Raw genomic sequence first — 24862 nt, forward strand, 5'->3', positions numbered from 1 at the left:
CCTACCAGCGGGCCCCGCCGAGGGTACGGCGGCTCGCCGAACAGCAACCCCGTGCGGCAGCTGTACCAGACACGGGCCTCGTCCAACCTTTGACGGCGGCCGCCACGGCCGCGAACAACGTGTTCCACGAGTGCGGCCAGGGCGCCCTGGCCCCCTCGTCAGGCAGGAGCTGAAGAGCGCACTCGCGCAACGCCGACGTTGACACGAACGACGGATCCTGACCTGCCTACGCCGACTCCAACTCCCGAACTCGAGCACGGAAGATCCGCCACCGGTGCTCGTTGTCATGCACCAGTGTCGCCGACTCCAGCATCAGATCCGCCGCCCGATCCAGCAGCTCGGAAGCCGAATACAGATAGGCGGGAACTTTACGTGCGCCTCGCAGGTCGGCCCGCAGTGCCGCCGGTGCGAAATCGACACGGGCCAGCAGGTCAAGTGCGCGTCGCAGCAGCCGCGCGATCAGAGACTGCAGAGCGGCCGACTGCCAATCATTTGCAATGATCCGGTGCCGCTCCCCCAGCAAGTCGGCCAGCGCGGGGTAGGCGGCCAAGGACCCCGCAAGGTCCCATGCCTGCTCCATCGCGTTGGCGAGCCAGGCCCCCGTCTGCTCCACATCATCGGCCAGCAGCCCGACTTCACGCTTCATCCTCTGCAGTTCTGCTGGTTCGCCCTCCCCTTCCATGAAAAGGACGCCCGACTCCGCGACGAGTCCTGGAGCGTTAAGGTCCTCCGCGCCGGCGGACGCGACCGCCGAGGCTTGCTCACGTACTCCGACCACGCTCCAGCGGTCAGCCAGCGCCTTCAGCACCCGAGACCGCTCCTGCAGACCGCCGGCCTGCTGCAAAGGTGCCTGCGAATAATACTCCTCATGCTGGCGGTGGAACCGCGCGAGGTTGTCGATCAACCGCAGCAGCGACTCAGGAGGGCTGAGCTGCGCCTCGTCCGCGGCCATACCAACAGTGTGCAGCAGACCTCACGAAATGCTCCGCTGGCGCGAGCCACGCGTGCGACCCCTCGCACAATCCCAGCGGAGACGAGCACGGACAAGGCTGTGTCACGCGCGCGTGGTGACCCGTTCGCGCAGGTTATGGAACTGGCGGGTCTGCATGATGAAGTGAGCGGGCTCCCAGAACAGCAGGTCAGCGGACCGGGTGAACGGCCGTGGCCGGCTTCGGCCTCGTCCCCGGACGACGAGGCGGGTTTGGCCTCCGGGAGCCGGTTCGAGGTGAAAGCCCCACAGCGAATCGACGTACGCCCTGGGCAGGGGTTCGGACCGGATATCGAAGCTCCGGCCGGAACGCAGCTCCACGTCTGAGCGGAGCACCAGGGTTCGGTCCGGCACAAGGAGGGCGACGGTGAACCAGGTGTGGCCACTGGACACCGCATTGAGACGTTGCCCCTCTTTCAGGCTCTGCCAGTCGGGGACGATACGGCGTGCGCTCGGCCGTCCGCCGTTGTCCAGCCGGTCCCAGCTGTACCAGCCGCCGCGATTGCAGCCCATCTGGACCAGCCAGGGCCAGACTTCTTCGGGAGGCGCGGGCAGGGTCGTTGCCATGATCGACGAGCTGCCGGTATCGGGGATGAGGTCGTCACCTGGGTAGGTGCGCGCGACTTCGTCGGGGGTGGCGCCCCAGGTCAGCAGCCGTGGCCGTACGAGCAGTACATAACCGGCCAGTGCACAAGTCACCGCACTGAGTCGCCCAGGTTTAAGACCATTCCTGCCCATATGATCGAGCGTCGCTCGCGCGGCTCGGTGCGGCAAGCGGGGGCAGCCGGGCGCTGTGGTAGGGGTGTCTGTCAGGCAGGAGCGCCGCCGCGGGCGAGGCGACACATGGTGCGGGCCAGCGTGTCCGGTCGTCGTCCCTTCAACGGAGCCGGCGCAAATAGGGGTCGTACGCCCGGCTGGGAACCAACCGCAGACGGACGTCGACGATGTCGATGCCGTCGGGTCGGGCGATGACAGGGTTGAGGTCCGCTTCGGCGAGCTGCGGCAGATCACTCGCCATCCGGGACAGCCTCGACAGCATTTGGCCGAGGCCTTCGAGGTCGACCGGTTCGGCGCCGCGGTGCCCGAAGAGCAACGGGGCGCATCGGGGTGCGCTCACCAGGTCGTGGACGTCCTGGTCGGTCAGCGGCGCCAGCCGGGCGGCGTGGTCGGCGAGCACCTCGGTCGCCGTGCCGCCGAGCCCGAACATCACCAGCGGTCCGAAGACCGCGTCCTGCACGACGCCGACGAAGAGCTCCACTCCGCGTCGTGCCATGGGCTGGACGAGGACACCGGCGAGCTTTCCACGGAAGCGCTCGGCGAAGTCTTGGTAGCCCGTCGAAACCTCCGCGTCGTCCGTCAGATCGAGGCGGACGGCGTGTTCTTCGCTCTTGTGGACCAAACCGGGCCAGTAGGCCTTGAGCACTGCGCCGGCGTGCAATTCGCGAAATCGCCGGGCCGCATGCACGGCGTCGGACTCGCTCCGTGCCCACACCCACGGGATCTGCGGGATGCCGTAGCAGCCCAGGAGGTCGGCGCACGTCCGAGGGTCCGCCCAGCCGCCGTCCGGGTGGTCGGAGAGGTAGCTGCTCACCATGACGGACGCACGTTCGAGGTCGATGCCGTCGAGGTCGGCCACCGTCCCCTGGGGGCGGGCGAGCCATTCGGTGCGGTCGACGCCATGGGCCAGTGCATGCGCTGCCGACTGCGGGTCGGCATAGGCAGGTACGGCGGCATCCTGACCATTCAGATAGCGAACGGAGGGTGCCTGATCTGGCAGCACTGCAGCAATGGGAAAGCGGTGCAGCTCCGCGGTGCGAACCACGGACCGCGTGAGGTCGTCCCCGGTGGCAGTGGCGACCGCTGTGGGGACGAGCGCCACGATCAGGGCGTCCACCTCGTCGCTCCCGATCAGCTCCGCCAGGCAGTCGCTCAGCTTGTCCTCGGAGACGGCGGCGGTGGTGTCGACCGGGTTGGCGGCGGCCGCACCACCGGGAAGGGTGGCGAGGAGGCGCCCTGTGAGTTCGGGCGACAGGGGCGGTACCCGTAGCCCGGACTCGATCGCTGCGTCCGCCGCAAGAACGCCGGTGCCGCCCGCGTTGGACACGACCGCGACGCGACGACCGGCCGGAAGCGGCTGGGAGTGCAGGAGCGCCGCCGTATCCAGGAGCTCCGCGATGCTCCGTGCAGCGGTGACCCCGGCCTGCCGGAAGAGGGCTTGGCGGGTCATGGTGGGGGTGGCCGCAGCGGCGGTGTGCGAAGCGGCGGCCCGTCGGCCGGCGGCCGTACGTCCGGCATCGACCGTCAGTACGGGGATGGTGCGGGTCACCCGGCGGGCAGTGCGGGAGAAGGCCCGGGCGTTGCCGAACGACTCCAGGTGCAGCAGCGCCAGGTCCGTCCGGCCGTCGCTCTCCCACCACTGGAGCATGTCGTTGCCGCTGACGTCGTATTTGTCGCCGAGCGAGACGAACGTCGAGACCCCGATGCCCAGACGGGACAGGCCGGCCAGCAGAGCGATGCCCACGCCTCCGGACTGGACGGCGACGCCGGCGGTTCCCGGACTGGGGAGGTCGGCCGCGAAGCTGGCATCCAGGCGAACGTCGTCCTCGGTGTTGGCCAGGCCCAGGCAGTTCGGGCCGACCAGCCGCATCCCGTACCGACGGCAAGCCGACAGCAGACCGCGCCCCTGTTCGCGGTCCAGGCCTGCAGACACCACCAGCAAGGCCCGCACACCATTCCTGCCGCACTCGTCCGCGACGGTCTGCACGGCCGTGGCAGGGACGGCGAGGATGGCTAGATCAAGTGCCTGGGGCACGTCGGACACGGTGCGGTAGGTGGTCACGCCGAGGACGGCGGTCGCCACCGGGTGGACGGCGTACAGGCGACCGTCGAAGCCATCTCGGCGCAGGTTGTGCAGAATGGCGCGTCCGACGGATCCCGGGCGCCTTCCGGGCCCAACCACCGCGACCGACCGCGGCCGGAGCAGCGGCTGAAGACTCGCCACATCAGCCGTCCGGCCGCGCGCCTCGACAGCGGCCAGATACGTCTCGTCCGCCTCCAGCCGGACCAGGCAGTGCACCTCCGGACCCTCGAAGCGCCGCATGATGCTCAGCCCCAGGTCCGCGAACACCTTGAGCACATCACGGTTCTCCGACAGTGCGTCGGCTGCGAACGCCGTGACGCCGTCGCTCCTCGCCGCAGACGCCGCGTGCTCGAGGAGCACCGTGCCCACTCCCTTGTGGTGCCAGCGGTCGGCCACAGCCAGCGCCAAGTCCGCGTGATCGGTGCCGGGCAGCCGCTCGTACTCGACGAGCCCGACCGCCTTCCCGCCCGCCTCGGCAAGCAAGGCTCTGCGCCCCGGGCAGGCCGGGCGGCAGACCCTCTCGGCGGACTGCTCGGCCGAACGACGGTTCGCCGTGAAGAACCGCAGGCGCAGATTCTCCGGTGACATCGCATCGTAGAACGCGGCCACCTCGGCCAAATCATCCGGTCGGACTGGTCGGACGGACACAGTCGCCCCATCCGCGAGAAGTACGTGAACCTCCCGCGGTGCCGCCTCCGTCTGTGCCATGAGCGGCCTCCTCTTCGAAGCATCCGGCAGGCACACACGACCGAGAAGCGTCGCTCCCACGCCGTACGCACCCCCTCCCATCGTGGACCTGGCGTGCCTCCGGGACTCGGCGAACGTATCCGCCTCCTGACCGCGGATTCCCGCGGCATTCGAGCACGGCGCCTACGACACCGCTCCAGCCTGGGCCACTCGGACCTCCCCCTGGCCCGCAGAGCCCATGCGCGCGCACGTGCTCGGGGTGCTCATATGGAAGAAGAGTCCGACCCGACCTGCCATGCACCTTCGGGCGGCGGCAGGATCCACGACCGAACGCGGCGAAGGAGCCGGTCATGCCCGCATCCCGCTACATCGTCAGTGACGTCATGACGCACACCGCCGTCGCCATCGGCCGCGAGGCGTCTTACAAGGAGATCGTCGAACTGATGCACGAATGGAAGGTGAGTGCGGTCCCTGTTCTGGAGGGTGAGGGCCGCGTTGTGGGAGTCGTCTCCGAGGCGGACCTGCTGCCCAAGGAGGAGTTCCGACGCGAGGAGCCCCACCTGCCGGACCAACTGGAGGAAGCCTCCAAAGCCGGCGGCGTGCTCGCCGAGGACTTGATGTCGAGCCCGGCGGTCACCGTCCACCCGGACGCCACCATCGCCGAGGCGGCCCGCATCATGGCCCGCAAGCACGTCAAGCGCCTGCCGGTGGTGAACGGCGTCGGCATGCTGGAAGGGGTGGTCAGCCGCAGCGACCTTCTGAAGGTGTTCCTGCGGCCGGACGAGGAGCTGGAGGAGGAGATTCGCCAGGCCGTGGTGACCGAACTCGTACCCGGCGTGTCCGTGGACTTCTCGGTCCAGGACGGTGTCGTCACCCTTCAGGGACCTCTGCAGGACCGCGCTCTGATTCCCCTCCTGGCACGGGCCATCCGCGCCGTCGAAGGGGTCGTCGACGTCCGGATGGAACTCGACGGAGCAGGCTCAGCCATGGCATAGGCCCACGCGCGGGCGCCGCCCGCCCGCACGGGCCGGCATCGGCGGCCCGCCGGTTCGAGGATGCGTATCGCCCTCCTGTTGAGACAATTCGGGTGGAAGCATGCACAGCATGGTGCGGATCAGGCGGTGAACATGTCCGACGTACCCGCTGCCTCCGCCGAGGCGCCGATCAAAGTGTTCCTCCTCGACGACCACGAGGTTGTCCGACGGGGGCTGCGCGACCTCCTCGACGCCGAGGCGGACATCACCGTCGTAGGCGAGGCGGGCACCGCAGAGCAGGCACTGGCACGCGGCCCGGCGCTGCGCCCGGATGTCGCGGTTCTGGACGTACGGCTGCCCGACGGCGACGGCCGTGGCCATCGACCGTCGGCCAAGCTGCTTCCGTGCGCGGGCGGGGACGTAGCCGCCCTCGGTGTAGTTCTGGGCGAACGCCTCGGCGATCACCGCGGCCTGCTCGCCTATCTACGGCCCGGGCGGCCTCTCGGCTCAGGCCGGCCCGATTTCCGCGTGGATGCGTGCGACCTCGGCCGTGGTGACGCCCTGGGCGGGTCGGCAGCGTGATGTGTTATCGGACGCGGGCGTTCAGCAGCCAGAGGGTACCGTGCTCGATCGTGAACTCGACGGCACCGAGGTGGTAGTGCGCTTCCAGTTCCTCCATGGAGCGGCGCAGATGGTCGAATGCGGCGGGGTGGCGCGTGGCCAGGTCTTGCAGGGGGAGTGTGTCGCGGTCTGCCGAAACGACCTCCCTGCCCTGGGCGTTCGGCAGGTAGTCGCCGTAGAGGCCGCGCCTTCCGGTATCCGGATCTCGGGGATACGCGACGCCGCTGCCGGAATCGGTTCCGAGGTTCCCGAAGACCATGCGCTGGACGGTGAGGGCGACCGCTCCACCGGTGCCGTCCTTGCCGACTTTGCGATGCGGGCCGAGGAGAGTCCGCCCGTCTTTCCAGGCCCTGAACACTGCCAGGATCGCCATCCGCAGCTGCTCGGCCGGGGCCTGCGGGAACTCCGTGCCGCTCTCTTCGCCAATGAGGTCCTTGAACGTTTCCACGACTCGGATGAGGTCGCACGTGTCCAGCCGGGAGTCGTCCGCGACGCGGTGCTGGTCCTTGATACGTCGGAGCACGTCCTCGAACAGTGAACGATCGACGCCCATCACGGTGCTTCCCAGCATCTGCACGAGGCGGCGGTAGGAATCCCAGGCGAACCGCTCACGCTCGGGCACTTTGGCCAGTCCGAGCACGCAGAGGTCGTTCAGTCCGATGTCGAGGATCGTCTCCATCGTGTTCTGCGTCGACGCTGCCGTCCCCGTCCTCACCGACAGCAGCAGCGGATCGTCCACCTGTCCCAGCCTCTTGCCCTCGGCCGATTCGAGTGCGCGCAGATGCTCGCCGACCTGGGTCTCCAGGTCGGCCGGCGGCTCGCCAGTGGCCAGGAAGGCACGGCACGCTTCTGTGGTGATGGTGAAGCCGGGCGGCACGGGCAGACCCATGTGCGCCATCTTCGCGAGGCTCGCGCCCTTGCCTCCGAGGAGATCGTCCCTGTTCCGGTCGCCCTCGACGAAGCCGTGTACGTCGTACACGTACGAAACCATGACCGCCACCGACCTCCTTGGCGCCGCTCTCTCTCGTCCAGGCAGCACTTCCACTGTGTCCTGCCGGGACCGGCTCCGGCAGGGGCCGGACGGCCCTTTCCCCGGGATCCCTGGCCTTGCCCCAGCACGCCGGCGTTCGCACGACTGAACGGTCGATGATTTTCACCTGCCATGGCCCCAGGCCGAGCCACCCTCACAGCGGCATGCGTTCAGGTCTCGCGCGATCCTGGTCTGCCCGGCGCCGGCCCGTGGGCACGCAGGGCGGTCAAACGTTGTTCGTACTCTTCCTCGTCGATCTCGCCGCGGGCGAACCGTTCGGCAAGGACCTGCTTCGCGGAGGGTACGGCTGGGGGCTGCGCCTGCCCCGGGGCGTTCCGATCGACGCTGCGTAGGAGCACAACGACTCCAGCAACGGCCAGAGCGACCACCAAGACCATGCTGAACGACATGGCGACCCAGCCCCATCCCCCCATTCCGTGGTCGTACCAGAACATGGCTCACGCTCCTGATGCGATGGTCTGAGACACGGCCCGCAGGGCGCGTCCCGCGTGTCATCACCATCCGTCTGCCCGAGCCGCGTGGCATGGGCCGGTCGGGGCCGCAGTCAGGGCCGATGGGCCCATGCCCGGGTCCTCCTTCGGAGTGGCCTGGCGGGGGCGGTTGGTGCAGGTCGGCCCTGAAGGGCGCGGCATGTCAGAGTCCCAGCACAGGCCGGCCGAGGCCCAGCGCCCCACGCCCGTCGGCTCTGCCCCGCCACAGGGCCGAGCGGACCTTCGGCGTGGCCCACAGGGCCCTGCCGCGCAAACGCTCCGGGTGCTCTGATGGAAGCGGGGTTCCGAACACGGCGAAGGAGCCGGTCATGCCGCATCTCGGTACACCGTCAGTGACGTCATGACACACACGGCCATCGCCATCGGCCGGGAGGCGTCGTACAAGGAGATCGTCGAGCTTCTGCACGAGTGGAAGGTCAGCGCCGTCCCGGTCCTGGAAGGCGAAGGCCGCGTCGTGGGCGTCGTCTCGGAGGCCGACCTCCTGCCCAAGGAGGAGTTCCGGCGCGAGGAACCGCGCCTCCCGGAGCAGCTGGACGAGGCCTCCAAGGCCGGCGGCGTACTCGCCGAGGACCTGATGTCGGCTCCCGCCATCACCATCCACCCGGACGCCACCACGGCCGAGGCCGCCCGCATCATGGCCCACCAGCACGTGAAGCGCCTGCCGGTCGTGAACCGGCTGGGCATGCTGGAGGGCGTCGTCAGCCGCAGCGACCTGCTGAAGGTCTTCCTCCGGCCCGACGAGGAGCTGGCGGAGGAGATCCGGCAGGCCGTACTGACCGACCTCGCGCCGGGCACGGCGTCCCTCGACTTCTCGGTGCAGGACGGCGTCGTCACGCTCCGGGGCTCCCTGCCCGAACGGGCTCTGCTCCCCCTCCTGGCCCGCGCCATCAGGGCCGTCGAAGGGGTCGTCGACGTCCGGATCGAACTCGACGGAACACTCCAGGTGGCGGCATAGGCCCAGGCGGACGCCGCTGCTTTCGCCCGTCGGCGCTCCTGCCGGCTCAGCCGTACCAGAAGTGCGCCGGGCTGCCCCGCTGAGACAATGTGGGAGGAAGCAGGCGGAGCGCGGTCAAGGTCAGGCGGCGAAGATGTCCGACGCAGCGAGCGCCACCTCGGCGGCGATGATCCGGGTGTTCCTCCTCGACGACCACGAGGTGGTCCGCCGGGGGCTTCGCGACCTCCTCGACTCCGAACCGGACATCACCGTCGTGGGAGAGGCGGGCACGGCTGAGCAGGCGCTGACGCGCTGTCCCGCGCTGCGCCCGGACGTGGCGGTCCTCGACGTACGGCTGCCCGACGGTGACGGAATCACCGTGTGCCGGGAGCTGCGCTCGCGATTGCCGGAGCTGGCCTGCCTGATCCTGACGTCGTTCGACGACGAGGACGCGCTGCTGGACGCGATCATGGCGGGCGCCGCCGGGTACGTACTCAAACAGATCAAGGGATCCGATCTGATCGCTGCTGTACGGACGGTCTCCACCGGCCAGTCCATGCTCGACCCGGCCACCACCGCCCGCCTGATGCACTCCCTGCGCGAGCCCGCGGTCTCCGGGGAGCCGGAGGACGCGCGTCTGGCCGCGCTCTCGGAGCGAGAACTGGCGGTGCTGAGGCTGATCGGCGAGGGCCTCACCAACCGCCGGATCGCCAAGGAGCTGTACCTCTCCGAGAAGACGGTCAAGAACCACATCTCCCGCATTCTGGGAAAGCTCGGGGTCGAGCGTCGGGTGCAGGCAGCCGTGATCGCCGCGCAGGTGCATGACGAGGAGCACGCGGACGCGGCCCACACACCCGGGCATTGACCGGCGCCCGGTACGTCCTGGGGGCGTCCGAGAGGTCCGAGCGGTCCCCGACGAGGACCGTTCGGCCCTCCCCGGGACTCCGGGGCCGGAGGATGGTGGTTGCGGACCAGACTCCACAGACCCGTGGTGGACGAGGAGCCCGTCATGCCCCATCCGATCATCACCAAACAGCGCCGCCCAGCAGCCGCCTTTCGGCTGTCGGACTACGAAGAGACCTGTGCGACGTTCACCTGGGACCAGGCCCGGTCATGGCTGTGCGGCCTCCCCGACGGGGGTCTGAACATCGCTTTCGAAGCGGTGGACCGGCACGTCATGGCCGGTCACGGCGGCTGGGAGGCCCTGCGGTGCGTGGCCTCGGACGACTCCGTGACACATGTCAGCTATGCCGAGCTCGCCGACGGAGCGTCCAGGTTCGCCAACGTCCTCGTGGGGCTGGGAACGGCTCCGGGGGAACGGGTGTTCACGCTCATGGGTCGGTGCAGGGAGCTCTACGCCACGGTGCTGGGCACGCTGCGGGCCCGACGCGTCCTCTGCCCGCTCTTCGCCGCCTTCGGCCCCGAGCCGGTCCGTCAGCGGCTGGCCCTGGGGGATGCCCGGGTCCTTGTCACCACCGAGGCCCTGTACCGGCGCAAGGTCGAGGAGATCCGGCACACGCTGCCGGGCCTGACCCACGTCCTGCTGGCCGGCCGCGTCACCGACCCGCCGCCGGGCACCGAGGTGCTCGACCGCTTGATGGAACACGCCTCGCCGGTTTTTCCGGTACCGCGGACCGACCCCGAGGACATGGCCCTGCTCCACTTCACCAGTGGGACGACGGGCACGCCCAAGGGCGCGGTCCACGTCCACGAAGCGGTCGTGGCGCACCATGCCACGGCGGCGTTCGCGCTGGATCTCGGCCCTGGGGACGTGTACTGGTGCACAGCCGACCCGGGCTGGGTGACCGGTACCTCGTACGGAATCATCGCCCCGCTCACCCACGGCGCCACACTCGTGGTGGACGAGGGAGAATTCGACGTCCACCGGTGGTACCGGATCCTCGACACCCAGAGGGTGGCTGTCTGGTACACGTCGCCGACTGCGATACGGATGCTGATGCGTGCCACGCCCCCGGGCAGCGGCAGAGCCCTCCCCGGCCCGTACGACCTGTCGGCCCTCCGGTTCATCGCCAGCGTCGGCGAACCGCTCAACCCGGAAGCCGTCCTGTGGGGGCAGGAGGTCCTGGGCCTGCCCGTGCACGACAACTGGTGGCAGACCGAGACGGGCGCCATCATGATCGCCAACTACGCCTCCAGCGACATCCGCCCCGGCTCCATGGGGCGGCCACTGCCCGGTGTCCACGCGGCGATTCTCGAACGCGGGCAGGACGGACGGGTGGCCCTGGACGACGGCCACGTACGACCGGTGACCACACCGGGCGCGGAGGGGGAGCTGGCCCTGCGGCCGGGCTGGCCCTCGATGTTCCGTGACTACCTGAACGACCGGGCGCGCTACGACGCCTGCTTCGTCGACGGCTGGTACCTGACCGGCGATCTGGCGAAACGGGACGCGGACGGGTGGTTCTGGTTCGTCGGACGCGCGGACGACGTGATCAAATCCGCCGGGCATCTCATCGGACCGTTCGAGGTGGAAAGCGCCCTCATGGAGCACCCGGCCGTGGCCGAGGCCGGGGTGATCGGCCGCCCCGACCCGGTCGCGGGAGCCGTGGTCAAGGCGTTCGTCTCCCTGCGCCCCGGATACGAGCCGCAGGCGGCACTGAAGCGCGAGCTGTTGGCGTTCGCCCGCCGGCGGCTCGGTCCCGCCGTGGCCCCGCGCGAGATCGAGTTCGACCAGAACCTGCCCAGAACCCGCAGCGGCAAGGTCATGCGCCGCCTGCTGCGCGCCCGCGAGCTCGGGTTGCCCGAGGGTGACCTGTCGACTCTGGAAGGTCCCGTCCGGGACCCGCGAGGAGAGGGACGGCCATGAGCACCACCACCCGGCGGTCCACCGGTGCGAAACACAGCGGCGCCCGGCGAAGGACTCCGGCGCCGCCTACGGGAGGCCGGGGGCCCGGGCGTGACCACCAGCTCGAGCTGCTCCGGCAGATGCTGCTGATCCGACGCTTCGAGGAACGGTGTGTCGAGTTCTACAGCTCGGCGAAGATCCGCGGCTTCGTGCACCTCTACATCGGTGAGGAAGCGGTCGCCGTGGGGGTCGGGCAGGCGCTGCGCGGTGACGACGCCGTGGTCTCCACCTACCGCGAGCACGGCCACGCCCTCGCCCGGGGCGTGCCGGCCGGTGCCGTGATGGCCGAGATGTTCGGCAAGGCAACCGGGTGCAGTCACGGCCGCGGGGGGTCGATGCACCTTTTCGACGCCGGACGACGGTTCTACGGCGGCAATGCGATCGTCGCGGGCGGACTGCCCCTGGCGGCCGGGCTGGCCCTCGCCGACCGGATGCGCGGCACCGAACGGGTGACCTGCTGCTTCTTCGGTGACGGGGCCTACGCGGAGGGAGAGTTCCACGAGACGGCCAACCTCGCCGCGCTGTGGCAGCTGCCCCTGCTGCTGGTCTGCGAGAACAACCTGTACGCCATGGGGACCAGTCTGGCGCGGGAACACGCCCAAACGAACCTTGCGATGCGTGCCGCGTCGTACGGTATGCCCGCGTGGACGGTCGACGGCATGGACGTACTCGCCGTCGAGGCGACCGCGCGTAAAGCGGCCGACTCGGTCAGGGCGGGCGGCGGCCCGCACTTCCTGGAAGCGCGGACGTACCGCTTCCGGGCCCATTCGATGTACGACCCCGACCGATATCGCGAGAAGGACGAAATAGCGCGCTGGAAGGCGCGGGACCCGCTGGCCGGCCTGGAGGAACGGATGCGTGCCGAAGGAGGCCTGGACGACCTTGCGAGCAAGCGGCTGGAGGAGGACGTGAGCGCCGAGATCGACGCGTCCGTACGCGCCGCCGAGGCCGCCCCGTACGAACCCGTCTCGGACCTGTTGCGATTCGTGACAAGCCCGAGCGGGGGTGCGCCATGAACGCGCGCCGGTCCGCGAGCGGCGGTTCGACGGCCTCCACCACGTACCGGGAAGCGCTGCGCGACGGGCTGCGGGAAGCCCTGCGGAGCGACGACCGGGTCTTCCTCATGGGTGAGGACGTCGGCCGGTACGGCGGCTGCTTCGGTGTGAGCCTCGGCCTCCTGGAGGAGTTCGGGCCCGACCGGATCCGCGACACTCCCCTGTCGGAATCCGCCTTCGTCGGCGCGGGCATCGGTGCGGCGCTGGGCGGGCTGCGTCCGGTCGTCGAAATCATGACCGTCAATTTCAGCCTGCTCGCCCTCGACCAGATCCTCAACAACGCCGCGACGCTGCTGCACATGTCCGGCGGACAGCTGAGCGTGCCGATCGTGATCCGTATGACCACCGGCGCGGGCCGTCAGCTCGCTGCCCAGCACTCGCACAGCCTGGAAGGCTGGTACGCCCATATTCCGGGCATCCGGGTGCTCACCCCCGCGACTACGGACGACGCCCGGCACATGCTGGCCGCAGCGCTCGACGACCCCGACCCGGTCGTGATGTTCGAACACGGCAGCCTCTACAACGAAGAGGGGGTGCTGGACGACACGGTCGATTCCGTGGACCTGGATTCCGCCGCGGTACGCCGCCCGGGCACGGACGTCTCCGTCATCACCTACGGCGGGTCGCTTCCCAAGGCCCTGGCGGCCGCCGAAACCCTGGCAGCGGACGGCATCGGCGCCGAGGTGGTCGACTTGCGGTCCCTGCGGCCGCTGGACGACGCGACGGTACTGGCGTCCGTCGCCCGGACCCACCGGGCCGTGATCGTGGACGAGGCCTGGCGCAGCGGCAGCATCTCCGCGGAAGTCGCGGCGCGCATCGCGGAGCGCTCCTTCTACGAACTCGACGCACCGGTCCAGCGGGTGTGCAGCCAGGAGGTGCCGATCCCCTACGCGCGACAACTGGAGGAAGCCGCTCTGCCGCAGCCCGCCTCCATCGTGGCAGCGGTCCGGCAGGCGGTGGCCTGACGTGGGCGAGTTCACCATGCCGTCCCTCGGAGCCGACATGGACGAGGGGACCCTGGTCGAGTGGCTGACCACCGTGGGAGCCGAGGTCGCACGCGGGGAGGTCGTCGCGGTGGTGGAGACGGCCAAGTCGACCATCGAAGTGGAGTGCTTTGAGTCCGGAACGGTGACCGAGCTGCTGGTCGAGCCCGGCACGACCGTCCCTGTGGGGACGCCGCTGGCGATCATCTCGCCCACCGCACCGGTACGGCCGCCCACCGCCCGCGGACCTGTCCCGGCCGGAGATGCGACGGCCACCCCCCTCGTCCGGCACCAGGCGGCAGAAGAGGGAGTGGACCTCACAGCCCTGCACGGCAGCGGGCGCGGCGGCCGGATCACACGGTCGGACGTGTCCCGGGCCGCTCGTCCCGCACCGTCCCGCATCCAGGCATCACCCCTGGCGCGGCGCCTTGCGGAGTCTCTCGGCGTAGACCTCGCCACGGTCCGCGGCTCGGGCCGCCACGGCGCGGTCAAGGCGGACGACGTCCGTGCTGCGGCCGGCTCCCGCACCGGCGAGGATCACGCCCCGGTGGTGGAGGAAGCATTCGTGGCGGCCGGTGCACGGCGCGCCCCGAGAACCTCTCCTTCCGATACCCGCACTGTCGCCTCCACGAGCGATCGCGCAGCCATTGCCCGGCTGATGTCCCGCGCCAAGCGGGAGATCCCGCACTACTACTTGTCCACCACCATCGACCTGGCTGCGGCCCTGGAGTGGATGCTTCGGCAGAACAGCACCCGGTCGGTCGGCGAACGTCTCGTACCGGCTGCGCTGTTGCTGAAGGCAGTGGCGTTGGCCGCGCGCGAGGTGCCCGAACTGAACGGCCACTGGACGGACGGCCGCTTCGTCGCGGCTGCCGGTGTCCGGCTCGGTACCGCCGTGTCCGTACGCGGAGGCGGTCTTGTGGCTCCGGCGCTGGCCGATGCCGACCGCATGCCCCTCACCGATGTGATGGCGACGTTGAAGGACCTCGTCTCCCGGGCCAGGCACGGCAGGCTCCGCGCCTCGGAGACCGCCGACCCGACGATCACCGTCACCAACCTGGGCGACCAGGGGGTCGAGTCGGTGTTCGGCGTGATCTATCCGCCCCAGGTGGCGATGGTCGGCCTCGGCCGGATGACCGACCGCCCCGTGGCCGTCGACGGCATGATCGCCCTCCATCCGACCGTCACCGCCACCCTGTCCGCCGACCACCGGGCCAGTGACGGCGCGACGGGGGCCCGCTTCCTCACCACGCTCGACCGCCTGCTCCAGCATCCGGAGGACTTGTGACCCGCGAAGAGGCCCTCGAAACGATCAAAGCCGTGATCGAGGAGGTCGTGCCCGGCGCCGATCTCTCCGTGGTGTCGTCCAACGGGAACTTCCGCGAACGTCTGGAGATGGACTCACTGGACTTCCTCGCCTTCGTCGAGGCGCTCAGCGGCCGGACGGGGCTGGCCCTGCCGGAACAGGACTATCCCGCGCTGGCCACCCTCGACGGTTGCGCGGACTACGTGGCCGAGCACACCGGAGGCGCGCAGTCCGAGCCCATGTAGACAGTGCCGGACTCGGACTGGTCAGCCCATGACACGGACCCGGTCGGCCCTATCCCGAGCAGCCGTGGAACAGCAGGCTGGAAGGGCGATCCACGGCTGGAGGAGCCATGAAACACATGCGCACCGTGAACGACGTCATGACGCACGCCGTCGTCTCCCTCGACCTCGACGCGCCGGTCCACGACATCGTCCAGGCCATGCGGCGCTGGGGCTTCGGCTCCCTGCCCGTGCTCTCGGCCGAGGGCCGTGTGGCCGGTGTCGTGTCCGAGGCCGACCTGCTGGTGAAGGCGGAGGGCACTGACGAGTCCCACACCGTGACGGCCGCCCAGCTGATGACGGTTCCACCGGTGACGGCCACCAAGGACACCTCGATCGCCGGCGCCGCCCGGCTGATGGCGCGGGGACACTTCAAACGGCTGCCGGTGGTGGACGACGACGGCCGGCTTGTCGGGGTCGTGAGCCGAGGCGACCTGCTGAAGATCTATCTACGCCCCGACGAGGACATAGCCGAAGAACTGCGTGAGCTGTTCTTGACACGGCTGATCCCCTCGGGATCGGCGATCGTGCGAATCCACGTCGAGCACGGCGTCGTAGGGCTGGACGGTGACGTACGCGATCCGGCCCTGGCCGACGTGCTGCCGAGCATCGCGCGATCGGTGCCCGGGGTCGTGGACGTCACAACACGCTTGCGCTCGAAGGCAACAGCCTGAACGCGACTGCGGACGGGCAAGGACGAAGGAGGATGCGGTGAGGCACAGGGAAGTGCGCGAGCTGATGACCCGTGAGGTCGTCACGGTGGCCCGCGACGCCACGTTCAAGGACATCGTGCGCACACTCGGCGAACACGACGTGTCCGCAGTGGCGGTCACCGACACCGTCGGACGCCCTCTCGGTGTGATCTCCGAGGGTGATCTGCTACCGAAACCCGCCGACCAGGGAGACTGGTTCGGCTCGCTGCCGCGCCCCGAACCGTGGGAGAGCGACAAGGCTGCCGGCACGAGCGCGGAGGAACTCATGTCCGCACCGCCCGTCTGCGCCCGCCCCGAGTGGACCGTGGCCGAAGCCGCCCGGCTCATGGAGAGCCAGCGGGTCAAGCGGCTCCTGGTCGTGGACGAATCCGACGTACTCGTGGGCATCGTCACCCGTGGCGACCTGCTGCGGATCTTCCTGCGCGACGACGCCGCCATCCGCCACGAGATCTACGGCGAGGTCCTCGCGCGGACCCTGCGTCTGGATCCCGCCTCCGTCTCCGTCGACGTGACGGACGGGCGGGTGACGCTCCACGGGGTGGTGCGCTTCCGCAGTCTCGTACCGGTCGTGGAGCGCCTATGTCGCACGGTGGACGGCGTCGTACGGGTCGACGCGCACCTCGCGTGGGAGACGGACGACACGGGCATGGGGCCTTGAACAGGCCGGATCTCCCTGCCCAGATCTCCCTATGGCGTGGCGTGCGCCTCCGTCTGATCCGCACGCGGGGGAATCGGAGCAGGGATCGGCCATGGCTCGAAGGGAACCGGACCGCCGGTGCGCACCGCGTCCACCGCACTCTGGTGGACCGAGCGCCCTGCTTCCGGGGACGGGCAGAGGACGGGGCTGCCGGCCAGGGCGTGCCACTCGGACGCGCCCACGTACTGGACGGCGATGTCTGCCTGCTTTGAGGCCCACGTGGTGCGCACCGTCAGTTCTCCGACGAGAGTTCCGCCTTCACCGAGAAGCACACCACCGTGTCCCGTGAACACTCCCGTGGTGGTCCATGTCGACTGCCATGACGGTTCACCTCGGCAACAGGAGTGGGGGCGTTCATGTCCGTGCTGTCAGTCTGCCGTGCACGAGCCGCACGGCGGAGGGGCCATACGGGCCCTTCGTGGGGCTGCACGGCCCTCGCCCGCGCTGCCCTTGAACGGCCTGAAGACGCCCTGTGGAAGGAGACAGGACCGTGAAGGTGTCGGAAGCCATGGCCGCTCCCGCGGTACGGGTCACCGGATCGACGACCGTCAGGGACGCGGCACGGCGCATGGTCGTGCACGGCGTCGGCTGCCTCACCGTGACGGAGGGCCAGGAACTGCTGGGCGTCGTCACCGATCGGGACATCGTGCTGCGCGGGGTGGCCACCGGCCTCGGTCTCGAAAGCCCGGTACGGGAGATCATGACCGCACCGGCCGTCACCGTCGGCGCGGACGATGACATCAGCGCCGCATACCGAATGTTCCGCACCAGCGGTGTCCGGCGTCTGCCGGTCCTGGACGGCGGACGCGTCGTGGGCATGCTGACGGTGGACGATCTCCTGATGGACGTCTTCCAAAGGGTCGCCGACCTGCTCGGTCCCATCGCCTGGAGCGTGCTGGACGAGCCCCCCGGGCCGCGGGACGAGATCGGGCCGCGCGCACCGGAGGACGGAAAGAGTCCACCCGCTTCTCGCGGGTCCTGATCGTGCGGTGCACGGCCGCCGGCCGCTCCTCCGCATCCTCGACGGGCTCTTTCCGCCACCTTCATAGGACCACCTGCCGCAGCCCGCCGCCAGGGCCGAACGGTCCCCCTTCCGCCCCCGATCGGGCACGGCACAGCCCCGCCGACGGCGGGGCTGTGCTTCAGGCGGCTTCGGCGAGTTCACTGCTGATGTGGTGGGCCCACGTCCGAATCCGCTCGGGGTTGCGGAAGTCACCGCCCTTTCCGTGGCGGACCAGGGCCTTCGCGAGAAGTCCCGGTGTGCTCGCGGTGAGGCTGCCGCCGAAGGTGACGTGCTCGCGTGCGCCCAGCCGTTCCATCTGCTCGGCCACGGCTGGAACGGGCGGGATCTCGTGGCGCTCGGCGGAGCTGTCGACCGGTCCGCTGCTGAACAGCCAGACGGGGCGGTGCCTGAGGTAGTTCTGATTGCGTTCCGCGCAGTGCCGGGCCTTGCCGCTCCAGCGGCCGGCGTACAGGGACCCGCCGAGTACAACGGCGTCAAAACTGCGGACGTCGTCCACGTCGTCCGCGGGGAGCACCACGGCGTCGAGTCCGTCCTCGCGAAGGGTCCGGCCGATCTCCGCCGCGATGCCGGCGGTCGCGCCGTGCTTGCTCCCGTAAGCGACCAGGACCCTTTTACCGGTCATGACCCTTCTCCCTGCTGCTCGTTCCCTGGGCGCTTGACGGGGATGGTCCGACGGCCGACGGGGGGTTCGGCCTCCATCGCGACGCGGACGGTCAGGATGCCGTCCTCGTACGCGGCGTCGACCTCATCGGCCGGGATCCGGCCCGGGAGACGGACGCTGCGGCGGAAGAACCCGTAGCGGAATTCGGAGTGGTCCTTGTCCTCCGCACTCTCGGTGTGCTCGGCGCTCACGGTGAGCACGTCGCCGTCCACAGTGATCTCGATGTCTTTCTCGGGGTCCATTCCGGGCAGTTCGGCACGGAGCGTGTACGCGCTGTCGTTGCTGGTCACCTCGATCGGGATGGGGTGGGTACCGAAGGCCGACGACCGCCACATGGAGAAGCGCGGAAAGTCGGCTCCGAACCAGTCGGTGAGGTCGGGGAAGAGGCTGCGCCTCCGCTCCGGCTGCGTGCCTGACATGGGGTGCTCCTGGGTCTCCAGCGCCTTCGACCCGGCGCCTGCGTACGGTTCTGTCATCACTGTCCCCCTGGGGCGATACGTTCCGCTTGGGCCTGTCGGGGCAGCGGCGGGACCATTCGGCCCCGCATACGGGTGTGTGGCGTCTTCACTGGAGGTGTGCGATCCGGCGGCCTGTGAACCGGACCGGTGCGAGCTTCATCCAGCGGGTGCGCTCACCGCCGGCCCAGGGCACGGAATGGGCTGCGCGGGCCATGCGCCGGAGCTCGTCGGGGTGCGTGGCGGTCTCGAGCACCCCCACGGCCAGGACGCTCCACGCCTGTTCCGCGACTTCGTCGATCCGCTCCACCTCGAAGGCGGCATCCGTCCCGGCTGCTCGGGCCAGGACGGTGTCCGCCGCGGTGCGGAAGGCGATGTCCTGGCCGACGACCAGGTAGTTGACCGGAAGGACGGCGGGGCCGTCGGCGGTGAAGACCGCCACTCGTCCGATGCCCCGGACCCCGAGCAGGCGTCGGCACTCCGCTCCGTCGAGAACGGCCGTACCGGCTGCGGGATCCTTTGCCCGTGGACCGGCTTCGGGAACGGGGGTCCTGCCCGCGAGCGCCTCGACGGTGGTGCCGAGGACACCGGCCAGACGGACGAGCGTCCCGATCGAAGGCAGGGCGCCGCGCTCTTCGACAAGAGTGATGTAGTGCGCGTCGAAGCCGGACCGATCCCCCAGGTCCGCGCGGCTCAGGCCGGCCGCGGCCCGCCGGGCGGCGAGCCGGCGTCCCAGGTCGGTGCCCATCGCAGGCGCGTGATCGAGAAGTCCGTGAGGCGCACGGTATCCGGTTCCGCTGATGGTGGTCATGGCGTCATCGCCTCCTCCGGCGGGCGGATCGCAGCTCCGCCGTCCGGCGGTGGATGTGCGTTCTCGCCGCTCGGTCCCCGGTACCGACAGGCTCTGTCATGACGCGGCTGCTCCACCATGGGCCGTTCGGTCCCTTTTGCGGCCCGGGTGGGGACCACAGGGCCCATGCGCGGGGCATACGGGCACGCCGAGACTGGGGGCGGACTCGCATCGGAGGTCGTCGATGAGCACCCCGTCACCCACCCGCTTCGCCATGGCACTGCCCGCGGACTGCCGCACCCGCCTGATGGAGATGGCCCAGGAGGTCAACTTCGACGAAGGGACGCGCCTGTTCCGTGAGGGCGGCCACGCCGACAGGTTCTGGATCGTCCGGTCCGGCACCGTCACTCTGGACGTCCACGTGCCCGGTCGGCGCGCGGCGGTCGTCGAAAGCCTCGGTCCCGGCGAACTCGTCGGCTGTTCCTGGCTGTTCAGGCCGTACGCCTGGCGGCTGGGCGCGGAGGCGATGACTCCTGTGCGCGCGTACGAGTTCGATGCCGGGAGCGTCCGGATGCTGATGGATTCCGATCCCGTCTTCGGTTCCGCCGTCGGCCACTGGGTCGGGCAGGTCCTCGCCCACCGGCTGCAGGCCACCCGGACCCGCCTGCTCGACCTGTACGCGCCGTACGGCAGCGGAAGCTTCCTGTGACACCACCTGCATCGCCGGTGGCGAACTGGCCCCGGACCGTCGCAGTGATCACAGACCCGGCGGGGACAGAGGCACCTCCCACACCAAGCGGGTGCCGCGCGCCCCTGGTTCCCGCCCGCCGACCTCCATCCTGCCTCCGAGTCTTACGGCCCGTTCGGCGAGGTTGCCGAGGCCGCTGCGGCGCCGGTGGCCCTCGGGCATACCGACACCGTCGTCCGTCACGGTGAGCGTCAGTACGCCTTCTGCGGCAACGATGGCGACCTCCGCCCGGCCGGCGCGGGCGTGGCGGGCGACATTGGACAGGGCCTCTCCGAGTACGGCGAGGGCCTCGTCCGCCACGGCCGGCGGTACGTCGGTGTCGATCAGCCCTTCCATGCGCAGCGCGGGCGCGAAGCCCAGCCCGGCCGCTGCCTCGTCCAGGGTCCGGACGGCGCCGGAGCGCAACTGCGAGCCGGTACCCCGGTCCGTGTGCTCCCGGAGCCCGAAGATGGTGGAGCGGATGATCTTGATGGTGGCATCGAGGTCGTCGACGGCGCGGGCGAGCCGTTCGGAGGCCTCTGGATGATCGACGAACCGCTGGGCGCTCTGCAGGGTCATACCGGTGGCGAAGAGACGCTGGATGGCGAGGTCGTGCAGGTCGCGGGCGATGCGATCGTGGTCCTCCAGCATGCTCATCTGCTCGACGTCGCGACGGCGGTCGGCGAGCTCCAGCGCCAGGGCCGCCTGACCGGCGAACCCGGGCAGCGCGGCGACCTCCGGGGTGGTGAAGGCGGGGGCGCCTTGGCGGCGCGCCAGGATGAGAACGCCGCTGAGTTTCTCCTCGGTGCTGACGGTGACGGCGACGGCCGGTCCGAAACCCTTCCATCGCTCCGGCTGCACCGTGACGTGGTCGTCGTGTTCCACGTCCTTGACCATGATCAGGCCGTTCCGGTCCAGAGCCGCCTCGGCGAGGGTGCCTCGGGCACTGGGTAGGACGATCCCGCGGTGCGCCTCGGCCCCCTCCCCCAGCGCAAGGGACCCCTTCAGCTCTCCTCCGGTTCCCAGGAGGTAGAAGACACCCAGATCGGCCCTGGTCAAACACTTCGCGCGCTCCAGCGCACCTTCGAGGACCTCGCGCTCGGGAGCTCCGGAGAGCAAGGCGCTGGTGATGTCGGAGTTGGCAGCCAGCCAGCGTTCGCGCAGGCTGACCTCCTCGTAGAGGCGGGCGTTCTCGATGGCGATGCCGGCGGCGACGGCGAGGGTGGACAGCACCGCCTCGTCCTCGGCGTCGAAGTCCACTCCGCCGCGCTTCTCGGTGAGGTAGAGGTTGCCGAAGACCTCCGCGCGGACCCGGACGGGGACGCCGAGGAAGGAGTGCATCGGCGGGTGGTGCGGAGGGAAGCCGTAGGAGGCGGGGTGCTCCGAGAGCTCTGGCAGACGCAGGGGTTCCGGGTGGCGGATCAGTTCGCCCAGGATGCCGTGGCCCGAGGGGAGGTCGCCGATCTCCGCGCGCAGTTCGTCGGAGATGCCGACCGGGAGGAACTCGGCCAACTTCTCGTCCTCGCCGATGACGCCGAGGGCGCCGTACTCGGCGTCCACCAGCACGACCGCGGCCTCGACGATGCCGTGCAGCACCTGCGGCAGGTCCAGTTCCCGTCCGATGGACATGACGGCTTCCAGAAGCCCGTTCAACCGGTCGCGGGTTCCACGGACCTCGTCGATGCGTGCCTGGAGTTCGTCGAGGAGTTCGTCCAGCCGCAGCCGCGGCAGGCCGCCGCCCGCGAAGCGGTCGTCCACGCTCATGCGCCACCTCCGGCCGAAGGCTACGGTGAGAGGACCACAACTCCACCGTAGCCCCGCCCGGCGGCGGCTTCAGGTACGCCTACGGGCTATCGCGCGGCCCCACCTGCGTCAGCGGAGTGCCCTGGGCCCTCGTGCAGGTGCCTGACGTGGGCGTCCGGGCCGGGGAAGAAGACGGTGGTACGTCCGGTGTCGGACCAGCGGACGTCGTAGGGCGGAGTGCCGTCCGGGTGGTGCAGGGCGACGACCTCGCCGTCCCGGCCGGGCTTGCCGACGCTCGGGCCACCGACGACGATCTGGTCGCCGACGTCGGCATGGACCCCCGGCCCGTAGTGCAGTGCGAACGTGTCCATGATCATGCCCTTCTGCGAAACGCACCCCGTAGGGCGCGGGCGGCCACGAATGCCGCGATAGCCGCGGCCGATGCGAGCCAGAGCCCGGTCCAGCCCACAGGTTGGGTGTCCAGCAGCGATTGCAGAGCCGGCACGTACAGGGCGGCCATCGCCAGTACGGCCGATCCGGCCACCGAGACGGGCAGGAAGAGGTTCGCCCTGGTCAGCAGACGGGCCCGCAGGCCGAGCGCCACGCCCAGCTGGGCTGCGAGCAGGGCCAGGAAGAGCACACTCTGCCAGGGCAGGTCCAGGGCGCGGGCGGCCACGCCCGCGAGCAGGCTGACCACGGTCACGGCGGAGGCCAGGACGAGGAGGCGCTGCCACACGCCGGCGGCCAGGATGTGCTGTCCGGGCGGCCTCGGCGGCCGTCGCATGGCTTGCGGCGAGACGGGTTCCGCGCCCATGGCCACGCCCGTCAGGCCGTGGGTGAGCAGATTGATCCACAGGATCTGTCCTGCTCGCAGCGGGAGGGGCAGGCCGAGCAGGGGGCCGATCAGCATCACGAGGATCTCGGCGGCGCCCCCGGCCATGGCGTAGACGAGGAAGCGGCGGATGTTGTCGTAGACCCTGCGGCCCTCCTCGACCGCGGTGACGACGGTGGCGAGTTCGTCGTCGGTGAGGACGAGATCGGCGGCCTGGCGGGCCACCTCCGTACCGCGGGCGCCCATGGCGACCCCGATGTCGGCCTGGTGCAGGGCCGGGCCGTCGTTGACGCCGTCCCCGGTCATGGCGGTGACCGCTCCGTGCGCCCTCCAGGCGTGCACGATGTCCAGCTTCTGCTGGGGGTCGGTGCGGGCGAAGACCCTGACGCCGGTGAGGTCGGTGTCGGGCGCGGCGGCCAGTTGGGCGCCGGTGAGGATCTCACCGGCCTCGCCGTCCCGGAGGAGGCCGGTGCGCTCGGCGATGGCGCGTGCCGTAGCCGGATGGTCCCCGGTGATCATCACGGGGGTGATGCCGGCCGCCCGGCAGGCCGCGAGGGTCGCGAAGGCCGCGGCTTTCGGCGGGTCGCTGATCGCGATCAGGCCCTGGAGGCGCAGGTCCCGCTCCGCTTCGGTGGCGGGCAGCGGCTGCCAGAGCCGCTCCGTGCCAGCCACCGCCAGGACGCGGAATCCTTCACGAGCCAGTGCGGCGGCCTGCTCACGGGCCTGTTCCAGCAGCCCGTGCGGTTCGGCGAGCACGGAGGGGGTGAGGACGGCCTCGGGGGCCCCCTTGAGGCAGACCAGCACGTTCCCGTCGGGCAGGTGGTGCAGGGTGGTCATGCGCTTGCGCATGCTGTCGAAGGGTGCTTCCGCGATCCGGGGACAGTCCCGGCGCAACTTGGCCGGGTCGGGGCAGGCGGCCTTGGCGGCGGCGGCCAGCAGCGCAGCCTCCATGGGATCGCCCACCGCCATCCATGTCTCCGCTCCGTCTTCTGGCGGCTTGAGGACGGCGTCGTTGCACAGGGCTGCCGTGGTGAGGAGTTCCCGCAGCGGTCGAAGCTGCGCGGCTGTCAGGGGGCGGCCGTCGCGGGTCAGTTCTCCGTGGGGGTCGTAGCCGCTGCCCGATACGTCGGCGGCCCCGGAAGGGGTCCACAGGTGTTGGACGACCATGCGGCCCTCGGTGAGGGTGCCGGTCTTGTCCGTGGCCAGCACGCTCACCGAGCCCAGCGTCTCGACGGCCGGCAGGCGCCTGACGAGAGCCCCTCTGGCCGCCATCCGTCGGGCGCCGAGGGCCAGGGCGAGGGTGACCACGGCCGGGAGGGATTCGGGCACGGCCGCGACGGCCAGGCTGATGGCGGTGACGGCCATCGTGTCCGGTGCGAGACCGCGTACCAGCCCCAGGGCGAAGAAGAGCACGCACAGGGTGATGGTGACCAGGGCGAGAACGCGGCCGAGGGAGGCCAGCCTGCGCTGCAGCGGGGTCGCCTCATGGCCGTCGCCGTCCAGCAGCGCGGCGATGCGGCCGAGCGCGCTCGCGGGACCTGTGGCCGTGGCGGTGGCGTTCCCACGACCGCGGACAACGACGGTACCGGCGGACACCAGATCCCCCGGCGCCTTGTCGTTGGGCACGGACTCGCCGGTGAGCATGGATTCGTCCACCAGGAGCGCGGATGCCTCGACGAGCTCGGCGTCGGCGGCGACGATGTCGCCCTCGCCCAGCAGCAGGAGATCACCGGGCACCACGAGGGCCGCGGCGACCTCGTGGGCGACGCCGTCCCGCAGCACCCGGGCGTGCGGAGCCGAGAGGGCGGAGAGCGCGGCGACGGCACGGTCCGCCCGGACCTCCTGCACCACTCCCACGGTGGTGTTGACGACGACCACGAGTCCGATCACGAGGGCGTCGGCGTAGTCCCCGATCCCGACGGTGAGCAGGGCGGCACCCAGCAGCACCATGATCAGCGGATCTCGCAGTTGCGCCAGCACCCTGCGGTACAGGGGTGTCGGCCTGGGCGGGGGTACCTCGTTACGGCCGTGGTGGGCCAGCCGGCGTTCGGCCTCGGCCTGCGTCAGCCCCGGGCGGCCCGGGGCGCGGGGGGCCGGTGCGTCGGTCGTGCGGCTGGTCATGT

22 protein-coding genes and 2 pseudogenes are annotated in these 24862 nt (G+C 70.3%); 13 read left to right on the top strand and 11 right to left on the bottom strand.

The genetic code is table 11. The annotated features are described in order from the left end of the window. Nucleotides 1-226: 226 nt before the first annotated feature. The 3 genes from NRK68_RS01715 to NRK68_RS01725 form a co-directional block, all read right to left on the bottom strand. Nucleotides 227-952, bottom strand: a complete 726-nt coding sequence (locus NRK68_RS01715; protein WP_257854566.1) for a hypothetical protein — start codon at nucleotides 950-952, stop codon at nucleotides 227-229. A 102-nt stretch (nucleotides 953-1054) separates the two neighbouring features. Next, nucleotides 1055-1687 (bottom strand): hypothetical protein, encoded by a 633-nt coding sequence (locus NRK68_RS01720; RefSeq protein WP_257854568.1) that lies wholly within the window; start codon nucleotides 1685-1687, stop codon nucleotides 1055-1057. Between the two features lie 178 nt (nucleotides 1688-1865). Further along, on the bottom strand, nucleotides 1866-4556 hold the full coding sequence (locus NRK68_RS01725) for a bifunctional acetate--CoA ligase family protein/GNAT family N-acetyltransferase (protein ID WP_257854569.1): 2691 nt from the start codon (nucleotides 4554-4556) through the stop codon (nucleotides 1866-1868). Nucleotides 4557-4885: 329 nt separating this feature from the next. On the opposite strand from NRK68_RS01725, the gene NRK68_RS01730 reads away from it, so the two are divergent. Beyond that, nucleotides 4886-5530: a CBS domain-containing protein gene (locus tag NRK68_RS01730; RefSeq protein WP_257854570.1), complete on the top strand. Its 645-nt coding sequence runs from the start codon at nucleotides 4886-4888 to the stop codon at nucleotides 5528-5530. Between the two features lie 132 nt (nucleotides 5531-5662). Continuing rightward, nucleotides 5663-5881: pseudogene (locus NRK68_RS01735) on the top strand (response regulator transcription factor); the annotation flags it as partial. A 220-nt stretch (nucleotides 5882-6101) separates the two neighbouring features. Here the strand turns inward: NRK68_RS01735 and NRK68_RS01740 are convergent. Beyond that, nucleotides 6102-7121 (bottom strand): annotated as a pseudogene (locus NRK68_RS01740) (PEP/pyruvate-binding domain-containing protein); the annotation flags it as partial. A 209-nt stretch (nucleotides 7122-7330) separates the two neighbouring features. Beyond that, a complete protein-coding gene (locus NRK68_RS01745; protein WP_257854573.1) occupies nucleotides 7331-7615 on the bottom strand; it encodes an SHOCT domain-containing protein in 285 nt (94 codons plus the stop codon). Between the two features lie 397 nt (nucleotides 7616-8012). Here NRK68_RS01745 and NRK68_RS01750 point away from each other — a divergent pair, with 397 nt between their 5' ends. The 10 genes from NRK68_RS01750 to NRK68_RS01800 all read left to right on the top strand — a co-directional run bounded on the left by NRK68_RS01750 (nucleotide 8013) and on the right by NRK68_RS01800 (nucleotide 17489). Beyond that, entirely contained in the window at nucleotides 8013-8627 is a 615-nt protein-coding gene (locus tag NRK68_RS01750; protein WP_257854575.1) for a CBS domain-containing protein, read from the top strand. Between the two features lie 133 nt (nucleotides 8628-8760). Next, the gene (locus tag NRK68_RS01755) at nucleotides 8761-9471 is read left to right on the top strand and encodes a response regulator (protein WP_308296016.1); all 711 of its coding nucleotides are present in this window, start codon (nucleotides 8761-8763) and stop codon (nucleotides 9469-9471) included. Nucleotides 9472-9615: 144 nt separating this feature from the next. Then, nucleotides 9616-11433 carry an acetate--CoA ligase gene (gene acsA, locus NRK68_RS01760; protein WP_257854577.1) on the top strand — a complete coding sequence of 606 codons (1818 nt, stop codon included), beginning with the start codon at nucleotides 9616-9618 and terminating at the stop codon, nucleotides 11431-11433. Continuing rightward, nucleotides 11430-12488: a pyruvate dehydrogenase (acetyl-transferring) E1 component subunit alpha gene (gene pdhA / locus NRK68_RS01765; RefSeq protein WP_257854579.1), complete on the top strand. Its 1059-nt coding sequence runs from the start codon at nucleotides 11430-11432 to the stop codon at nucleotides 12486-12488. Before acsA ends, pdhA begins: the two co-directional genes overlap by 4 nt. Beyond that, the gene (locus NRK68_RS01770; RefSeq protein WP_257854580.1) at nucleotides 12485-13492 is read left to right on the top strand and encodes an alpha-ketoacid dehydrogenase subunit beta; all 1008 of its coding nucleotides are present in this window, start codon (nucleotides 12485-12487) and stop codon (nucleotides 13490-13492) included. The genes pdhA and NRK68_RS01770 overlap by 4 nt, the downstream gene beginning before the upstream one ends. A 1-nt stretch (nucleotide 13493) precedes the next feature. Beyond that, the gene (locus NRK68_RS01775; protein ID WP_257854581.1) at nucleotides 13494-14798 is read left to right on the top strand and encodes a dihydrolipoamide acetyltransferase family protein; all 1305 of its coding nucleotides are present in this window, start codon (nucleotides 13494-13496) and stop codon (nucleotides 14796-14798) included. After that, the gene (locus NRK68_RS01780) at nucleotides 14795-15061 is read left to right on the top strand and encodes an acyl carrier protein (RefSeq protein ID WP_257854582.1); all 267 of its coding nucleotides are present in this window, start codon (nucleotides 14795-14797) and stop codon (nucleotides 15059-15061) included. The genes NRK68_RS01775 and NRK68_RS01780 overlap by 4 nt, the downstream gene beginning before the upstream one ends. Before the next feature lie 116 nt (nucleotides 15062-15177). Then, nucleotides 15178-15771 (top strand): CBS domain-containing protein, encoded by a 594-nt coding sequence (locus NRK68_RS01785; protein ID WP_257854584.1) that lies wholly within the window; start codon nucleotides 15178-15180, stop codon nucleotides 15769-15771. Nucleotides 15772-15808: 37 nt separating this feature from the next. After that, complete coding sequence (locus NRK68_RS01790) at nucleotides 15809-16468, top strand: CBS domain-containing protein (RefSeq protein WP_257854587.1); 660 nt, start codon at nucleotides 15809-15811, stop codon at nucleotides 16466-16468. Nucleotides 16469-16997: 529 nt separating this feature from the next. Next, nucleotides 16998-17489 (top strand): CBS domain-containing protein, encoded by a 492-nt coding sequence (locus NRK68_RS01800; RefSeq protein WP_257854593.1) that lies wholly within the window; start codon nucleotides 16998-17000, stop codon nucleotides 17487-17489. Nucleotides 17490-17649: 160 nt separating this feature from the next. Here the strand turns inward: NRK68_RS01800 and NRK68_RS01805 are convergent, their stop codons facing one another. The 3 genes from NRK68_RS01805 to NRK68_RS01815 form a co-directional block, all read right to left on the bottom strand. After that, a complete protein-coding gene (locus NRK68_RS01805) occupies nucleotides 17650-18153 on the bottom strand; it encodes a flavodoxin domain-containing protein (protein WP_257854594.1) in 504 nt (167 codons plus the stop codon). Next, nucleotides 18150-18611 carry an Hsp20/alpha crystallin family protein gene (locus NRK68_RS01810; protein WP_257854595.1) on the bottom strand — a complete coding sequence of 154 codons (462 nt, stop codon included), beginning with the start codon at nucleotides 18609-18611 and terminating at the stop codon, nucleotides 18150-18152. The genes NRK68_RS01805 and NRK68_RS01810 overlap by 4 nt, the downstream gene beginning before the upstream one ends. A gap of 145 nt (nucleotides 18612-18756) precedes the next feature. Beyond that, nucleotides 18757-19458: a pyridoxamine 5'-phosphate oxidase family protein gene (locus tag NRK68_RS01815; RefSeq protein WP_257854596.1), complete on the bottom strand. Its 702-nt coding sequence runs from the start codon at nucleotides 19456-19458 to the stop codon at nucleotides 18757-18759. Between the two features lie 223 nt (nucleotides 19459-19681). Between NRK68_RS01815 and NRK68_RS01820 the strand changes: the two genes are divergently transcribed. After that, nucleotides 19682-20146 (top strand): Crp/Fnr family transcriptional regulator, encoded by a 465-nt coding sequence (locus tag NRK68_RS01820; RefSeq protein ID WP_257854597.1) that lies wholly within the window; start codon nucleotides 19682-19684, stop codon nucleotides 20144-20146. A 48-nt stretch (nucleotides 20147-20194) separates the two neighbouring features. Here NRK68_RS01820 and NRK68_RS01825 read toward each other — a convergent pair whose 3' ends face one another. From NRK68_RS01825 to NRK68_RS01835, 3 genes are all read right to left on the bottom strand, one after another. Beyond that, entirely contained in the window at nucleotides 20195-21928 is a 1734-nt protein-coding gene (locus NRK68_RS01825) for a sensor histidine kinase (RefSeq protein WP_257854600.1), read from the bottom strand. Nucleotides 21929-22014: 86 nt separating this feature from the next. Further along, nucleotides 22015-22278 carry a DUF1918 domain-containing protein gene (locus tag NRK68_RS01830; RefSeq protein ID WP_373023448.1) on the bottom strand — a complete coding sequence of 88 codons (264 nt, stop codon included), beginning with the start codon at nucleotides 22276-22278 and terminating at the stop codon, nucleotides 22015-22017. A 2-nt stretch (nucleotides 22279-22280) separates the two neighbouring features. Continuing rightward, on the bottom strand, nucleotides 22281-24860 hold the full coding sequence (locus tag NRK68_RS01835) for a cation-translocating P-type ATPase (RefSeq protein ID WP_257854601.1): 2580 nt from the start codon (nucleotides 24858-24860) through the stop codon (nucleotides 22281-22283). Between the last annotated feature and the right edge of the window lie 2 nt (nucleotides 24861-24862).

This window comes from Streptomyces yangpuensis (assembly GCF_024666385.1).
GTDB lineage: Bacteria > Actinomycetota > Actinomycetes > Streptomycetales > Streptomycetaceae > Streptomyces > Streptomyces yangpuensis.

What these genes read in the sequence shown, in the direction of transcription:
- NRK68_RS01715 (WP_257854566.1), bottom strand. Translation starts at nt 952, where the DNA reads ATGGCCGCGGACGAGGCGCAGCTCAGCCCTCCTGAGTCGCTGCTGCGG.
- NRK68_RS01725 (WP_257854569.1), bottom strand. Translation starts at nt 4,556, where the DNA reads ATGGCACAGACGGAGGCGGCACCGCGGGAGGTTCACGTACTTCTCGCG.
- NRK68_RS01730 (WP_257854570.1), top strand. Translation starts at nt 4,886, where the DNA reads ATGCCCGCATCCCGCTACATCGTCAGTGACGTCATGACGCACACCGCC.
- NRK68_RS01745 (WP_257854573.1), bottom strand. Translation starts at nt 7,615, where the DNA reads ATGTTCTGGTACGACCACGGAATGGGGGGATGGGGCTGGGTCGCCATG.
- NRK68_RS01750 (WP_257854575.1), top strand. Translation starts at nt 8,013, where the DNA reads ATGACACACACGGCCATCGCCATCGGCCGGGAGGCGTCGTACAAGGAG.
- NRK68_RS01755 (WP_308296016.1), top strand. Translation starts at nt 8,761, where the DNA reads ATGTCCGACGCAGCGAGCGCCACCTCGGCGGCGATGATCCGGGTGTTC.
- acsA (WP_257854577.1), top strand. Translation starts at nt 9,616, where the DNA reads ATGCCCCATCCGATCATCACCAAACAGCGCCGCCCAGCAGCCGCCTTT.
- pdhA (WP_257854579.1), top strand. Translation starts at nt 11,430, where the DNA reads ATGAGCACCACCACCCGGCGGTCCACCGGTGCGAAACACAGCGGCGCC.
- NRK68_RS01770 (WP_257854580.1), top strand. Translation starts at nt 12,485, where the DNA reads ATGAACGCGCGCCGGTCCGCGAGCGGCGGTTCGACGGCCTCCACCACG.
- NRK68_RS01785 (WP_257854584.1), top strand. Translation starts at nt 15,178, where the DNA reads ATGCGCACCGTGAACGACGTCATGACGCACGCCGTCGTCTCCCTCGAC.
- NRK68_RS01805 (WP_257854594.1), bottom strand. Translation starts at nt 18,153, where the DNA reads ATGACCGGTAAAAGGGTCCTGGTCGCTTACGGGAGCAAGCACGGCGCG.
- NRK68_RS01810 (WP_257854595.1), bottom strand. Translation starts at nt 18,611, where the DNA reads ATGTCAGGCACGCAGCCGGAGCGGAGGCGCAGCCTCTTCCCCGACCTC.
- NRK68_RS01815 (WP_257854596.1), bottom strand. Translation starts at nt 19,458, where the DNA reads ATGACCACCATCAGCGGAACCGGATACCGTGCGCCTCACGGACTTCTC.
- NRK68_RS01820 (WP_257854597.1), top strand. Translation starts at nt 19,682, where the DNA reads ATGAGCACCCCGTCACCCACCCGCTTCGCCATGGCACTGCCCGCGGAC.
- NRK68_RS01825 (WP_257854600.1), bottom strand. Translation starts at nt 21,928, where the DNA reads ATGAGCGTGGACGACCGCTTCGCGGGCGGCGGCCTGCCGCGGCTGCGG.
- NRK68_RS01830 (WP_373023448.1), bottom strand. Translation starts at nt 22,278, where the DNA reads ATGGACACGTTCGCACTGCACTACGGGCCGGGGGTCCATGCCGACGTC.
- NRK68_RS01835 (WP_257854601.1), bottom strand. Translation starts at nt 24,860, where the DNA reads ATGACCAGCCGCACGACCGACGCACCGGCCCCCCGCGCCCCGGGCCGC.